At 67.3% G+C, this 13,614-nt stretch carries 12 protein-coding genes; 4 read left to right on the forward strand and 8 right to left on the reverse strand.

The window, feature by feature from the left end; genetic code table 11:
* Positions 1-18: 18 nt before the first annotated feature.
* Positions 19-924: a LysR substrate-binding domain-containing protein gene (locus IB268_RS04410; protein ID WP_054452074.1), complete on the reverse strand. Its 906-nt coding sequence runs from the start codon at positions 922-924 to the stop codon at positions 19-21.
* A gap of 102 nt (positions 925-1,026) precedes the next feature.
* Here IB268_RS04410 and IB268_RS04415 point away from each other — a divergent pair, with 102 nt between their 5' ends.
* The gene (locus IB268_RS04415) at positions 1,027-4,569 is read left to right on the forward strand and encodes an indolepyruvate ferredoxin oxidoreductase family protein (protein ID WP_192353891.1); all 3,543 of its coding nucleotides are present in this window, start codon (positions 1,027-1,029) and stop codon (positions 4,567-4,569) included.
* A gap of 13 nt (positions 4,570-4,582) precedes the next feature.
* Here the strand turns inward: IB268_RS04415 and IB268_RS04420 are convergent, their stop codons facing one another.
* The gene (locus IB268_RS04420; protein WP_119450366.1) at positions 4,583-6,349 is read right to left on the reverse strand and encodes a diguanylate cyclase; all 1,767 of its coding nucleotides are present in this window, start codon (positions 6,347-6,349) and stop codon (positions 4,583-4,585) included.
* 197 nt (positions 6,350-6,546) lie between these two features.
* Positions 6,547-7,587: a DUF2235 domain-containing protein gene (locus IB268_RS04425; RefSeq protein ID WP_119450365.1), complete on the reverse strand. Its 1,041-nt coding sequence runs from the start codon at positions 7,585-7,587 to the stop codon at positions 6,547-6,549.
* A 341-nt stretch (positions 7,588-7,928) separates the two neighbouring features.
* On the opposite strand from IB268_RS04425, the gene IB268_RS04430 reads away from it, so the two are divergent.
* Entirely contained in the window at positions 7,929-8,681 is a 753-nt protein-coding gene (locus tag IB268_RS04430; protein ID WP_192353892.1) for a 5'-methylthioadenosine/adenosylhomocysteine nucleosidase, read from the forward strand.
* A 12-nt stretch (positions 8,682-8,693) separates the two neighbouring features.
* Here the strand turns inward: IB268_RS04430 and IB268_RS04435 are convergent, their stop codons facing one another.
* Positions 8,694-8,858, reverse strand: coding sequence for a hypothetical protein (locus IB268_RS04435; protein ID WP_166738255.1), 165 nt, complete (start codon positions 8,856-8,858; stop codon positions 8,694-8,696).
* A 56-nt stretch (positions 8,859-8,914) separates the two neighbouring features.
* The gene (locus IB268_RS04440; protein WP_225588879.1) at positions 8,915-10,306 is read right to left on the reverse strand and encodes a tetratricopeptide repeat protein; all 1,392 of its coding nucleotides are present in this window, start codon (positions 10,304-10,306) and stop codon (positions 8,915-8,917) included.
* Positions 10,307-10,487: 181 nt separating this feature from the next.
* On the opposite strand from IB268_RS04440, the gene IB268_RS04445 reads away from it, so the two are divergent.
* Positions 10,488-10,934 carry a hypothetical protein gene (locus IB268_RS04445; protein ID WP_225588880.1) on the forward strand — a complete coding sequence of 149 codons (447 nt, stop codon included), beginning with the start codon at positions 10,488-10,490 and terminating at the stop codon, positions 10,932-10,934.
* On the opposite strand, the gene IB268_RS04450 is transcribed toward IB268_RS04445, so the two are convergent.
* On the reverse strand, positions 10,931-11,200 hold the full coding sequence (locus IB268_RS04450; RefSeq protein ID WP_042795237.1) for a PAAR domain-containing protein: 270 nt from the start codon (positions 11,198-11,200) through the stop codon (positions 10,931-10,933). The two genes, IB268_RS04445 and IB268_RS04450, sit on opposite strands and share 4 nt — an antisense overlap.
* A 36-nt stretch (positions 11,201-11,236) precedes the next feature.
* Positions 11,237-11,488: a hypothetical protein gene (locus IB268_RS04455; RefSeq protein WP_054452057.1), complete on the reverse strand. Its 252-nt coding sequence runs from the start codon at positions 11,486-11,488 to the stop codon at positions 11,237-11,239.
* Positions 11,489-11,660: 172 nt separating this feature from the next.
* On the opposite strand from IB268_RS04455, the gene tssA reads away from it, so the two are divergent.
* Positions 11,661-12,761 (forward strand): type VI secretion system protein TssA, encoded by a 1,101-nt coding sequence (gene tssA / locus IB268_RS04460; RefSeq protein WP_054452331.1) that lies wholly within the window; start codon positions 11,661-11,663, stop codon positions 12,759-12,761.
* 57 nt (positions 12,762-12,818) lie between these two features.
* On the opposite strand, the gene IB268_RS04465 is transcribed toward tssA, so the two are convergent.
* Entirely contained in the window at positions 12,819-13,613 is a 795-nt protein-coding gene (locus tag IB268_RS04465) for an OmpA family protein (RefSeq protein WP_192352794.1), read from the reverse strand.
* Position 13,614 lies beyond the last annotated feature (1 nt).

Consider the following 13,614-nt stretch of genomic DNA (forward strand, 5'->3'; position numbering starts at 1 on the left):
GCCGGGCGTGCTGCGGCGCTAGACGCCGCAGGCGTAGATCATGAACTGGCGGAAGGCTTCGGCGGGCTTGGCCAGCCGCGCTTGCGGATGCCACAGCAGACCCGCTTCCATGGGCGGGACCGCATCGGTGATGGGCACGGCCTCGATCTTGCGGCCCTCCAGCGACCAGGGCCGGTAAACCATGTCCGACAGCATGGTGACGCCGAAGCCATGCGCGACCAGCCCGCGCAGCGCCTCCATCGAGCGTGTGCGGAAGGCAATGTCGGGCTGCAGGCCATGGGCGCGCCAGTAGGCCAGCGCGGAGCGTTCGCCTTCGTCCATTTCCAACAGGATGTAGGGATAGCCGGCAATGTCGGCCAGCGACGGCGCCGATGCCTGCGCCAGCGGATGGCCGGACGCGGTCCATAGCTGCCGCCGCGAGCGCACCAGCACCTGGTGGCCGAAGCGCTCGCGCCGTTCCACGTTGGACAGCAGCGCCACGCCCAGCTCGACCTCGCCGCGGGTTACGGCGGCTTCGATCTCGGGCCGGTCGAGGTCGACAAGGTCCAGCTCCACGTCGGGATAGCGCCGCCGGAAGCGCGCCAGCAGGTCGGGCAGGAAGTAGCCCAGCACCGTGTAGGACGCGGCGATCCTCACTGCGCCGCGCAGCGCATAGCGCTGGAAGCCGGGCTCGCGCAGGGCGTCGTCCAGCGAGTCGAGCACTTCACGCGCCCGCTGGTGGAAGTTATGCCCTTCGGGCGTCAGGGTGACGCCATGCGGATGGCGGTCGAACAGCCGCACGCCCAGTTGCGCCTCCAGCGCCAGGACGGCGTTGGTGACCGCGGATTGGGAGACATGCTCGTCGGCGGCGGCCATGGAAAACCGGCCGGTCCGGGCGGCAGCCGCGAAGTAGCGCAGTTGGCGCAGGGTGACATCGTTAGCCATCTGTTTATCGCATACCTGATACCTGAATATATGAATATACGATAACCAGCCTGCTTCCTACACTGCGGCAAAACACCAAGAACCGGAACGCAGGAGACAAGCGTGGACACCCCCCTTTCCGCAGGCGCGGCCGATACCCATGGCCTGACGCTGGACGACAAGTACACCCGCAGCCACGGGCGCATCTATCTGAGTGGCACCCAGGCCCTGGTGCGGCTGCCGCTGTTGCAAAAGCAGCGCGACCTGCAGGCCGGCCTGAACACCGGCGGCTACATCTCTGGCTACCGCGGCTCGCCGCTGGGCGGGCTGGACCAGGCCCTGTGGAAGGCCAAGCGCCACCTGCAGGCCAACGACGTGGTGTTCCAGCCCGGCGTGAACGAAGACCTGGCCGCCACGGCGGTATGGGGCTCGCAGCAGCTGAACCTGTTTCCGGGGGCGGCGCGCGACGGCGTATTCGGCATGTGGTACGGCAAGGGGCCGGGCGTGGACCGGTCGGTGGACGTACTCAAGCATGCCAATTCCGCCGGCAGTTCGGCGCATGGCGGCGTGCTGATGCTGGCGGGCGACGACCATGCCGCCAAGTCCTCGTCGGTGGCGCACCAGTCCGAGCACGTGCTGATCGCCAGCGGCATACCAGTGCTGTATCCGTCCAACGTGCAGGAGTACCTGGACTACGGCCTGCATGGCTGGGCCATGAGCCGCTACACCGGCCTGTGGGTGGCGATGAAATGCGTGACCGACGTGGTCGAGTCCAGCGCTTCGGTGGAAGTGGATCCGGACCGGGTGCAGGTGGTGCTGCCCGAAGACGTCTTGCCCGAAGGCGGTCTGAACATCCGCTGGCCCGACACGCCGCTGGCGCAGGAGGCGCGGCTGCTGGACCACAAGTGGTATGCGGCGCTGGCCTATGTGCGCGCCAACAAGCTGAACCGCGTGGTGCTGGATTCCCCGCAAGCGCATTTCGGCATCATGACCGCGGGCAAGGCGTATCTGGACGTGCGCCAGGCGCTCAACGACCTGGGCCTGGACGAGGCGGCCTGTAGCGAGGCCGGCATACGCGTGCTGAAGGTGGGCTGCATCTGGCCGCTGGACGCGCAGGATGCGCGCGAGTTCGCCACCGGCCTGAAAGAGATCCTGGTGGTGGAGGAAAAGCGCCAGATCCTGGAATACGCGCTGAAGGAAGAACTCTACAACTGGCGCGACGATGTACGGCCACGCGTCTACGGCAAGTTCGACGAACGCGACAACGGCGGCGGCGAATGGTCCACGCCGCGCGGCGGCTGGCTGCTGCCCGCGCGTCACGAGCTGTCGCCCGCGCTGATCGCCCGCGCCATCGCCGCGCGGCTGGAAAAGGCCGACCTGTCGGATGCGCTGAGAGCGCGCATCGCGGCGCGGCTGGCTGTCATCGACGCCAAGGAGCGCGAGGCTTCCCGTCCCACGCTGGTGGAAGAGCGCAAACCCTGGTTCTGTTCCGGCTGTCCGCACAACACCTCCACCCGCGTGCCCGAAGGCTCGCGCGCCGTGGCCGGCATAGGTTGCCATTACATGGCGATGTGGATGGACCGCAAGACCGACACCTTCAGCCAGATGGGCGGCGAGGGCGTCGCCTGGCTGGGGCAGAAGGATTTCACCGCTGAGCGTCACATCTTCGCCAACCTGGGCGACGGCACCTATTTCCATTCGGGGTTGCTGGCCATACGCGCGGCAGTCGCCGCGCACGCCAGCATCACCTACAAGATTCTCTACAACGACGCCGTCGCGATGACGGGCGGGCAGCCGGTGGATGGCGTGCTCACGGTGCCGCAGATCGCCGCCCAGATGCAGGCCGAAGGCGTGGTCAAGACCGTGGTGGTGACCGACGAGCCGGAAAAGTACGCCGGCGCTACCGCGTTGCCGCAGGGCGTGGAGGTGCACCACCGCAAGGCGCTCGACGACGTGCAGCGCGCCTTGCGCGACATCGCTGGCACGACGGTGCTGATCTACGACCAGACCTGCGCCACCGAGAAGCGCCGCCGCCGCAAGCGCGGCGAGTATCCCGATCCGCGGCGCCGCGCCTTCATCAACGAGTCGGTCTGCGAAGGTTGCGGCGACTGCTCGGTGCAATCCAATTGCCTGTCGGTCGAGCCGCTGGATACGCCGCTGGGCACGAAACGCCGCATCAACCAGTCGTCCTGCAACAAGGACTTTTCCTGCGTGGAGGGCTTTTGTCCCAGCTTCGTCACGGCGGAAGGCGCGACGCTGCGCAAGCCGGGCACGGGCAGGAATCTCCCCGCGTTGGCCGAACCGCCGCAGCCCGACCTGGCAGGGATCCGTCCGCTTGGGGCCTACCGCGTGGTGATCGCGGGCGTGGGCGGAACCGGCGTCGTGACCATAGGCGCGCTGCTGGGCGCGGCCGCGCATCTTGAAGGCAAGGGCGTGACCGTGCTGGACATGGCCGGGCTGGCGCAGAAAGGCGGCGCCGTGCTCAGCCACGTGCAGCTGGCCAATCGCCCCGCGGACCTGCATGCCACGCGCGTGGCGCTGGGCGAGGCCGACCTGGTCATCGGCTGTGACGCGCTGGTGTCGGCGTCGCCCGAAGTGCTGTCGCGCCTGCGCCCGGACCATGGCCGCGCCGTGGTGAACAGCAGCGCCGCGCCGACGGCAGCCTTCCTGTCGCAGCCGAGCTGGCGCTTCCCCGGCGCGCAAGCCGAAGCCGCGCTGGCGCGCAGCACGGGCGGCAACTGCGATTTCATCGAGGCCGGCCCGCTGGCCGAGGCCCTGCTCGGCGACACCATCTACGCCAATCCGCTGCTGCTGGGCTATGCCTGGCAGCAGGGCGGCCTGCCGCTGGCGCTGGACAGCCTGCGGCGCGCCATCGAACTGAACGGCGTCTCGGTCGAAAAGAACCTGGCCGCCTTTGAACTGGGCCGGCAAGCCGCGCATCATGGCGCCGCCGCGCTCAAGCCGGCGCCGCGGGCGCAAGTGATGGCCTTGCCGGAGTCCCTGGACGGCCAGATCCAGCGGCTGGCGCAACACGTACGCGCCTATCAGGACGAGGCCTACGCCGCGCGCTTCCTGGATGCGGTGGCAGCGGTGCGGGCGCGCGAAGCCGCGCTGGCGGATCCGCAGCGTTTCGAGGTCACGCAGGCGGTCGCGCGAAACCTCGCCAAACTCATGACTTACAAGGACGAGTACGAGGTGGCGCGCCTGTACGTGGATCCGGCCTTCAAGGCCCGGCTGCGCGAGCAGTTCGAAGGAGAACCCGGCCGCGACTACCAGCTGCGCTATCACTTGGCGCCACCCGCGCTGGCGCGCCGCGACGCGCGCGGACGCTTGCAGAAGCGCGCCTACGGTTCGTGGATGGGACTGGCGTTTCGCGCGCTGGCGCCCATGAAGCGGTGGCGCGGCACCTGGCTGGACGTGTTCGGCAAGACCGCCGAACGCCGCATGGAGCGACAACTGGCGGCCGACTACCTGGCGCTGGCCGAGGAGTTCTCCCGCACGCTGGACGCGGCCAATCGCGCCACGGCGCTGGAACTGGCCGCGCTGCCTGACACGATCCGCGGCTATGGCCATGTCAAGGAGCAGAACGTCGAACGGGCGCGCGCGCGGGAAGCCGGGCTGTGGGAGCAATACCGCGCGCCGGCGCGGGAAACGCTGGCGGCTTGAGTGGCTCGTGGCGTCAAGCCATCTGTTCGAGCAGCACGCAGTTGCGGCCGGTCAGCTTGGCCTTATATAGCAATTCGTCGGCACGACGCGACAGGTTTTCCAGCGCTGCCGTATCGCTGCCGCGGGCGTGGGCCACGCCGAAACTGGCGGTCATGCTGAAGCTGGCGCCTGCGCCGGCACTGAGCCGCGTTTGCGCGATGCTCAGCCGCATGCGTTCCGCGATGTCCCGGACGCGGTCGGGGTTGCGGCTGCGGCACAGCACCGCGAACTCTTCGCCGCCCACGCGCGCGACCACGTCGGATTCGCGGAAGGTCTTGCGGCACAGATCGGCCACGGTCTTGAGCGCTTCGTCGCCTGTAGCGTGGCCGTGCGTGTCATTGATGGACTTGAAGTGGTCGATGTCGAACAGGATGAAGCCCAGACCGCTCTGCGGATCGTTGCGGATATCGTCCAGCGAAGCTTCCAGGCGCTTTTCGAAGGCGCGGCGGTTCAGCAGGCCGGTCAGGAAATCCGTTTCGGCCATGATGGCGAGGTCTTGAATCAGGCGGTCGCGTTCGAGTTCCAGCTTACGCACGGCGGTGGCGTTGTCGTTGAGCACGTTCAGCGCCTTGAACATGCCGTTGACTTCGCCCCGGTACTGATCGGCGGGAATGGGTGGCACATCGCCGCCTTTCGCGATCGCGCCGATGATGTTGGTGGCGCGGACGAAAGGCCGGATGACGCGCTTGCGGAACATGGTCAGGCCGATTATCAACGCGGCCGTGAGCATCGCCGCGGCCGCCAGGGTGGTCAGCAGCACGCGGATCGCGGCCTGGCGGTTTTCTCCGATGCGCCGCTCCACTTCGTTGAGCATCAGGTCGCGAAACCGGACGATGGACTTCATGCGCGGCACATAGTTCGCGCCGAGTTCGTACATCGACACCAATGACTCCTCCGGCGCCCGTTCGGCAATGGCGCGCACGCTGTCGAGGTAGCTCATGCCATCGCCGAAGTACTGCTGCTGCAGTTCGCGGTAGGCGAGGGAGGATGCGTATCGCGGCATGCTGGCGATGTTGGCGTCGATCAGGGCGCGCAGTTCGTCGATGCGGCCGATCACGCGTTCTATCCTCAGCTGATCGCTGGCGGTCAGCGTGCGGCGCTTGCTGAGGGCCGGCGCGAACGTGGATCCGACCAGTCCCGCCTGTTCGCGCAGTTCGCCGGCCAGCAGCGCCAGGGACAGCAGGTCGAAGTCTTCGCCCTGGTTCCGGGCGACCAGGCCGATGCCGTCGGACATCGCGGCGCGCAGTTCGGGAACCACCGCCACCATGTCGCCGACCACTGTCCACAGGTTGTGGCCGGACGTGTTGGCGCGGGGCGCGGCGATGGCCGCGTCGGCGCTGGCGCGGGCGTTCAACAGGGACTCGCGGATGCGCTGGATGTTGGTGAATTCGCGGGCGCCGTTGGGATTGAGAGGTGCGCGGTAGAGCGCAAGCAGGTCGGCGACTTGCGCATTGGTGCGCTGGCGGGCTTCGGCCAGCGCGCGCAGGATGTTTTCGGGGACCGGCAGGTCGGAGCCCAGCGCCGAGTTCATTGGGCCGCGTTCGGCGGATACCGCTTCCATCGTCATCAGGGTCGTGCGGACCACGATGAAGCCCCGCATGGCGTCGTCGGTGGCGGCCAGCGACCGCCAGTTCTGCTGCACCACGATCACGGTCAGCATGGAGACCGGCAGCGCTACGCCGGCTGCCAGTGTCAGGAAATACCTTTCAAGGGATTTGAGAGCAAAGACATTGCGGAACATGCGTAAACATCGGCTCGGAACAATGACTGGTGGCCGGAGGTTACTTGAAATGGGCCGCCCAATGCATGGTTTTCCCGCCACAGTCCGACTGAACGAAGTTTGTATCGCTTTAAGTCGTAAAGTCTCATTTGCCAGCGCATTGCATCACTCTATTGCGAGCGCTTTCATGGCTTCTTCCAAGACGCGCGGCGGGCCCATCATGGCCGCGCGACGGGCAGCTTTTCCAGCGCGTCCTTGAAGTCGGGATACTCCTTCAGGAAATCCAGGCTGCGCCCGAACCGCTTCAGGAGTTGGTCGTCCACCGTCAGATTGAGCACGGTTGCGCCATCCCACAGCCTGGGGCGTTTTTTTACATGGATCAGCACCTTCTCCGTGAACTCGCGGTAGGAGTCGTGCGGCTCGCATTGGTCGTAGTCCGTGGCGACGCGTTGCGCCAGTCCGGCCTCCAGGCCGACCTGGCGCGCCTTCTCCTGCAGCCACGAGGCGGGCAGCGTCTGCAGGCTGCCGTCCCGGTAGCCGCCGCCGACGTCCGAATGGGCGCCGATGAACCAGCGCTGCTCGACCGGATGGTCGGCTGGACGCGGCTCGGAGTCAGCCAGCCGGGTCCACAGGGTAGGCGCATACGGTTCGCGAAATTCGTTGGTGGCGATTGCGTGATAGGCGTGATGGACGTGGTTGCTGAGTTCGGTGTCGTGGAAGTTGTAGAACCTGGAGAAACCCGGAAAAGGGATGCCGCCTACCGGTATGCCCAGGCTGCCGACCGTGTCCCAGACGCCGACGAAATGCACGTCGGTCTCGCGCGAGAAATTCACGCGGAAGGTCGCGGCTTCCAGCGAGGAAGGGATGCAGTCGTCGCGGTAGAGCGCATAGGCTTGCTCCACGTTGTTGTCGGAGGGATCGTTCAGCAGGCCGCATTTGCGCACCATGCCGGCCAGGCTGCGGGCGGAGTAGGCGCCACGGCTGAACCCGAACAGGAAGATGCGGTCGCGCGGTTGGTAGCGCTGGCAAAGCCAGCGGTAGCCCGTGCGGATGTTGGCCGACAGTCCTGCCCCAAAGGCGCCGCCGGCGAACTTGTCGATGGCCGCCCACAGGCCCTGGCCCTGCGTGCCTACGCCTTCGATGTAGAACGTCTCTTGCGTGGAGGTCTCGGGCGCCGCCTTGTAGAGTTCGTAGACGTTGGTGCGGTCATTGGGTTCGTTCCAGGTCCCGTCGAAGAATACGGCCAGATTCTTCACCATGATCGTTCTCCACAGATTGAGTCTTGCAATGAATCTGTTTGCTGGCATGGTCCGCGTCGTGCGCGACGGTAAGCTAGCACGGCGTTCGGACGCCGCCGGGTGCATGGTTTCCCTGCTGCATGGACGTACACCGCTTTTTTGACTAGCTAATTGGTCGCAATCCAGCGCGTTGTCTGGGTTCGCACGGCGGCGCGGGCGCAGGAGGAAAACTTCACTACATCAAAAGTAGCAATCCTCCAGGCAAGCGCGGGGAGGCCCGCACGCGTTGGCGGCCGCGCCGGGCATGGAGTATGTTGCGGGGCAGGGCGGCCGCGGGCCGCGTATCAACCGAGTAGATGTACATGGGACGTTTAGCCATATTGGGCGCCTTGCACGAAGAGATCGCCGACCTGCTGGCGGCGATGGATCCGGGCGCCGCCATTCACCGCATTGCCATGCGCGACTTCCACGTCGGCACCTTGTGGGGCACGCCTTGCGTGATTGCGTTGAGCCGGATTGGCAAGGTGGCCGCGGCTGCGACGGCATCCATCGTGATCCAGGAGTTCAAGGCGTCGCGGGTGGTCTTCACCGGACTGGCGGGCGGCTTGCATGAGGATGTGGCGGTGGGCGATGTGGTCGTGGCCAGTGCGTTGATGCAGCACGACATGGACGCGCGTCCGCTGTTTGGACAGCATGAGATTCCCCTGTTGGGGCGCGAACGCTTCGATGCGGATCCGGTCCTGAGCGAACGGCTGCTGGAAAGCGCGGGACAGTTCGTGCGCCAGGGCGGCTTGCCGGTGGGGCCAGGCGGACAGCCGCCGCGGGTGCACCACGGGCTCATCGCCACCGGCGACGTCTTCGTCAACAGCAACGACTATGCGCGCCAGCTACGCCAGCGCCTGCCCGATGCGCTCTGCCTGGAAATGGAAGGCGGGGCGATGGCGCAGGTCTGCTACGAATTCGGCGTGCCCTTCGCTGTGCTGAGGGTGATTTCGGATCAGGCCGATCATGCCGCGAAGGCGGACTTCACTGACTTCCTGGTGAACCTGGCGCGGGTCTACACCGCCGGCATCCTGGCGCCCCTGCTGAAGTCGGGCGCGCTGCGGGAAGCCTGAGGCCGGCGCTGGTCAGCGGCCGGTGTCGGGGTAGTTGGGGCCGGCGTCGTGGAAGCCGCCCTGGCTGTAGGGATTGACCGCGCCGGGATGGGGCGGGCCGCCATTGCCCTGCGCGCAACCGGCCAGGACCAGGGCCGTGGCCATGAGAGTAAGCAAGCGGATCAGGGCGGATTTCATGGTGGTCTCCTGCGCGTACCGCTGCTGCGGGGCGCTGCTGGTCTGTCTTCGTTATTTTACGCTTTGACGGCAGCGCCAGTCCTGATCTTGCGTTTGGTCTGCGGCGCCGCGCAGCGCTGCTGATAGGCCTGCACCGCTCGGGAATTCGCGGCCTGGAAGTAGGGGTGCGGATGACCGGCCTCGCGCAGCGCGTCGTACATGCGCCCGCCCCACACGCATTGGGCCTCGGCTTGTTTCCAAAGCCCAGTGGCCAGGTCTTTTTGGCCGTGGCGCCACAGCGCCAGGCCGTAATCGGCCACGATTTCCTCGTCGCGCGGAATCTCGCGGTAGGACTGCTTCAGCAGGTCCAGCCCGCCGTCGACGTCGCCCCTCAGGACGAGGATCCAGCCCAGCGTTCCCAGGTTGTAGGGAAGGGCGCCGGCCGTGGCTATCGATTTGTGCGCTTGCGCCTCGGCTTGCGCCAGGTAGTCGGGAAAATCCGCCAGATAGTAGGCGATGCTGTTGGCCCAGTCGGGATCGTCCCGCAGGGGGACGTCGGCTTGGCGCCGCTGCAATTCCAGCGCGTCTTCCAGCGCCAGGGCGGGCAGGCCCAGCAGGCGTTCCAGCTTGAATCTTGCGCGCAGCACGTCATGATCCACGGGCTCGGATCCTGAGCGGGCGCGTTCCAGCCATAGGCGCGCCAGGTCGGCGCGGCCGGCCATCAGCAGCAGGTTGGCCATGTCCAGCTGTTGCTGCGGCTCTGCGCCGCAGGCGGCGGTATCCACCAGTTGCAGCGCGCCCTCGGCATCGCCCTGGCTGAACTTGCGGTTGATGGCGTCCAGCTCGTCGAAGCAGCGGCGGTTCTCTGCCGCATTGGCCTCGACCGAGATCGAAAGGGAGGCCGCCGGCCGGGCGTGGCTGAAGTAGGCGGTATTGCCCTGCGCGGTGCTGTACCCAAGGTCTACCCATTGCTCACCCCAGCGCACATGCATGGTGGTGATGTAAGGCCACCCCCCCAGCGGACCATTATCCCCGCCGCTCTGCAGCTGGAAAACACTGCCCCAGGCGCCGCTCCCTATGCGCCGGATCAAGGTGAAGTCTTCGGCGGAATGCGCCTCGCGGGTCCAGATCCAGGCGCTGCGGCCCAGCGCGTCGGTGACGCCGTGCACGATGCCGTCGTGGTCGGGCGTACCCTCGATGGCCTTGTCCTCGCCTGTCAGGAACAGGCGGTATGGCGTATTGGGAGCGATGCCGCCGCCGCGGCTGTTGTCCAGCCTCAGGATCAGGTAGCGGCCATGTTCACCCTTGCCGTACTGCGGCATGCCTTGGGGCGGCGTCGCGGGCGTGTTGCGGGTGGCGGCTTTCCGGGAGGACGAGCCGGCGGAGGCATATGCCGGCAAAGCCGCCAGGGCAAGCGCGAGCGCGCCGGACAACAGCAACGGGTACAGCCTGGATTGCGGAAGCGTCATGGGTGCTGCTTGAGGTCTGAGCGGTGGAGCCTGAGAGACAGGCGGCATTCTCTCAGAGAACGCGGCGCGCCGCTGCCTGGCGAGCAATCGCGCCGGGCGGTGCGTATCGGATGCAGCGGGATTCCTCCTGTGGCATTCTTGCGCCCGCACCCCGCCGCCGCACGCGGCGCATTCCCGTTCCATGATGCCGAAATTCTTCCTGCGGTTCTGTGATTTCCTGCTGCTCTCTGCTGCGGCGGCGCTGTTCGGCGCTTGCCTGACTTCAGTGCTGAAGACCGATGCCTACGGCTGGATGATTCCGGATGCGCCGTTCATGTACGGGCCGTTCGACTTCTACGTCGATGCCGCCTTGGCGGGGCTGGCCGGCCTGCTGGCGCTGGCGCTGGCCGAGCGCGCGGCGCGGGTGCGCCGTTCGGCCGCATGGCGGGCCGCGGCGACGCTGGCCGCCGCGCTGGTTGCGCTCTATCTGGCGCCGCCCGAGGCCCAGGTGTTCGGCAACACCTGGGCGCCGGGCGAGGCCACGATGGAATTGTTCGTGGCGCAGTGGCGCATGGTGCTGCCTATTGCGTTCACCGTGCTGGCGCTGCGCCTGGGATTGAGGCGCCTGCTTGCGCGGTCCGGGGTCTAGCCCTGCTCCAGCCGGTAGAACTGCTGGCTTGCGATCAGCGTGGCGCCGCAGGATGTCTTCATGCCTTCCAGCGCGGTGCGTCGGTCCGAACTGACGGCGGCCGCGCCTTCGACGATGGTATGCGTGCCGCTGCACTTGGGGCAGGTGACGCGGTCGCCCAGCCGGGCCATGGGCTGGCCGAAGATCATTACTGTTTCGTCGCCCGTGACGACCACTCCGCCATGCGAGGTGCGGTCGCCCTTGCGTATCACCGATAGCTGCGCCATGGCTGCCTGTTGCCCTGTCAGTTTGGTTATGTGTGCTTACAGATAGGTGCCGTCCGGCGCCTGCCGCGGCGTGCCGGTGACGAAGCTGCCGTCGGGCGCCATGCGCACCGGACCGTCGCCGCCCAGATAGCGGCCGTCAGGCGCGCGCTGCGGCTTGCCGGCAACGTAAGTGCCATCCGGCGCGCGGGTGATGGGTCCGCCGTCGCCGACGTAGGTGCCGTCGGGGCAACGGCGCGGCTTGCCAATGATGAAGCGGCCGTCGGGCATCATGTGGAATGACTTGTTCATCGCGCATCCTTGTCCTGGGGAACCCGCATGATATCCAGGGTCCGTGATGCGTTTTGTAATAGGACGTGTCATCTTCAAACGCGCCGTCGTTACAGATATGGGAGGATCGGTCCTCTTGTCGCTGCCCGCCGCTGGCCCGGCGGCCGCGATCCTGCCATCCGACCAGATCTATATGAGCGATATCGACACATTGCTGCAGCCCATTGCGGGCGAGGCGCCCTGCGGCGTCGACATGGTGTTTTCAGCCGAATTTGACGCCATCCGCGAAGCCCGCCGCCACGATGATCCGAACCTGGACCAGGGCGACTGGGTTATCGACATCAAGGAGGCCGACTGGCCGGAAGTCATCCGCATTTGCACCACGGTGCTGCGCGAACAGAGCAAGGACGTGCGCGTGGCTGCCTGGCTGGCCGAGGCCTGGGCCAAGACGCGCGGCTTCGCCGGCCTGCGCGACGGCTATCTGCTGGTGGACGGCCTGTGCCGCCACTACTGGGACGGCCTGCACCCCGTGCCGGACGAGGGCGACGTGCAGCAGCGCGTGGGCAACCTGGCCTGGCTGCTGGCACGCTCGCAACAGCTGATCCGCGAGCTGCCGCTGACCCAGTCGGAGGGCGGGCGCTATGGCGCGGCGCTGTGGGACAGCGCCTCGCAACTTGCCAACGCGGTCAAGCGCGCGCCGCAGAACGCGGCCGAGATCACGCGCGGCAAGCTCACGCTGGACCAGTTCGACGCGGCGCGGCGCGACACGCCGCCCGCTTTCTATTCCGAACTGGAAGGCAATCTGCAAAGCTGCTTCGCGGCGCTGGATACGCTGGAACAGACCCTGGCGCAACGCCTGGGCGACGAGGGCCCGGCCTTCTCGCCGGTGCGCGACGCGCTGCGCGACGTGACCGAGCTGACCCGCCGCTTCGCCCGCGACGCCGGGCTGCTGGTGCGCGCGGATACCGCGGCGCCGGCCGCTCCCACCGCTGCGCCCGCAGCTGCCCGGATGGAGCCGACCTTGTCCGCTGCCGACCCTGTTTCCGCCGCGCCCGCAGCCGCGCGCGGCCCGCTGCAAACGCGCGAGCAGGCGCTGGCGCAGCTGCGCGAAGTGGCGGAGTTCTTCCGCCGCACCGAGCCTCACAGCCCCGTGGCCTATCTGGCCGACAAGGCCGCCAGCTGGGGCGAGATGTCGCTGCACCTGTGGCTGCGCACCGTCCTCAAGAACGGCGATGCGCTGTCCGGCCTGGAAGAGCTGCTGGGCGTGCCCAAGCCGCCGGACCACAACGGCTGAACGCAAAGTCACTGTTTGCACAAGCCGGCCCGCGCGGGCCGGCCAAGCGCCAGGCGCCTAGCGGCTGGCGCGGAACTCGATGCGGCGGTTCTTGGCGCGGCCTTCGGCCGTGGCGTTGGTGGCGACCGGCTGGTCAGGCCCCGCGCCCAGCGTCTCAAAGCGCGCGGGCGGCAGGCCCTTGTCCACCAGGTAGGTTTTGACGGCATCGGCGCGCGCCTGGCTCAGCGCCAGGTTGGTGCTGCGGCTGCCGGAGCTGTCGGTGTGGCCGATGATCTGCACCTTGTCGCTATGCAGCTTGGGCACCACGTCCGCCACCTTGTCCAGCAGCTCGCGGCCGCGCGCGGTGAGCGTGGCGCTGCCGGTCTCGAATTCCACCACACGGTTGGTCAGTACCTGGTCCAGCAAGCCCTGTTCGTCCTTGCTGGCGGATACGCGCAGGCCGTTGACGATCTTGTAGGTGGGATTGAGCGAGGTCGCGAAGGTGCTGGCGATCTGCTGGCGCGAGGCTTCATTCTGCACCTCGCCGCGCAGGCGGATCTGGGTGCCGTCGATCTCCAGCTGGCCGCGGTTGATCTGTTTCAATGGCTGGCCGATGAGCTTGCCGACGTGCTCCGACCAGTTCGGCGGCGCGACCACGCCGCCCACATCGATCTGGTCGATCACGTTGCCCACGCCATACACCTGCTGCAGCCGGGCCAGCACATCGGCCTTGGCGGCTTCGTCCGGCACGGCGCCGCTGGCCACGACCTGGCCGGGCTGGGGGATGACGTTGGCGGGCACCACCGTGGCCGCGTCCTGGGCTGCGGCCGTGCAGGCATACAGCGCCGCCATGAGCAGGAAGGAAAGGCGCATG

Origin of the sequence: Achromobacter sp. ACM01, assembly GCF_014851745.1 — a bacterium.
Lineage (GTDB): Bacteria > Pseudomonadota > Gammaproteobacteria > Burkholderiales > Burkholderiaceae_B > Achromobacter > Achromobacter aegrifaciens.

What these genes read in the sequence shown, in the direction of transcription:
- IB268_RS04465 (WP_192352794.1), bottom strand. Translation starts at nt 13,613, where the DNA reads ATGCGCCTTTCCTTCCTGCTCATGGCGGCGCTGTATGCCTGCACGGCC.
- IB268_RS04410 (WP_054452074.1), bottom strand. Translation starts at nt 924, where the DNA reads ATGGCTAACGATGTCACCCTGCGCCAACTGCGCTACTTCGCGGCTGCC.
- IB268_RS04435 (WP_166738255.1), bottom strand. Translation starts at nt 8,858, where the DNA reads ATGAAATCCGCCCTGATCCGCTTGCTTACTCTCATGGCCACGGCCCTG.
- IB268_RS04420 (WP_119450366.1), bottom strand. Translation starts at nt 6,349, where the DNA reads ATGTTCCGCAATGTCTTTGCTCTCAAATCCCTTGAAAGGTATTTCCTG.
- IB268_RS04425 (WP_119450365.1), bottom strand. Translation starts at nt 7,587, where the DNA reads ATGGTGAAGAATCTGGCCGTATTCTTCGACGGGACCTGGAACGAACCC.
- IB268_RS04455 (WP_054452057.1), bottom strand. Translation starts at nt 11,488, where the DNA reads ATGAACAAGTCATTCCACATGATGCCCGACGGCCGCTTCATCATTGGC.
- IB268_RS04445 (WP_225588880.1), top strand. Translation starts at nt 10,488, where the DNA reads ATGATGCCGAAATTCTTCCTGCGGTTCTGTGATTTCCTGCTGCTCTCT.
- tssA (WP_054452331.1), top strand. Translation starts at nt 11,661, where the DNA reads ATGAGCGATATCGACACATTGCTGCAGCCCATTGCGGGCGAGGCGCCC.
- IB268_RS04440 (WP_225588879.1), bottom strand. Translation starts at nt 10,306, where the DNA reads ATGACGCTTCCGCAATCCAGGCTGTACCCGTTGCTGTTGTCCGGCGCG.
- IB268_RS04450 (WP_042795237.1), bottom strand. Translation starts at nt 11,200, where the DNA reads ATGGCGCAGCTATCGGTGATACGCAAGGGCGACCGCACCTCGCATGGC.
- IB268_RS04430 (WP_192353892.1), top strand. Translation starts at nt 7,929, where the DNA reads ATGGGACGTTTAGCCATATTGGGCGCCTTGCACGAAGAGATCGCCGAC.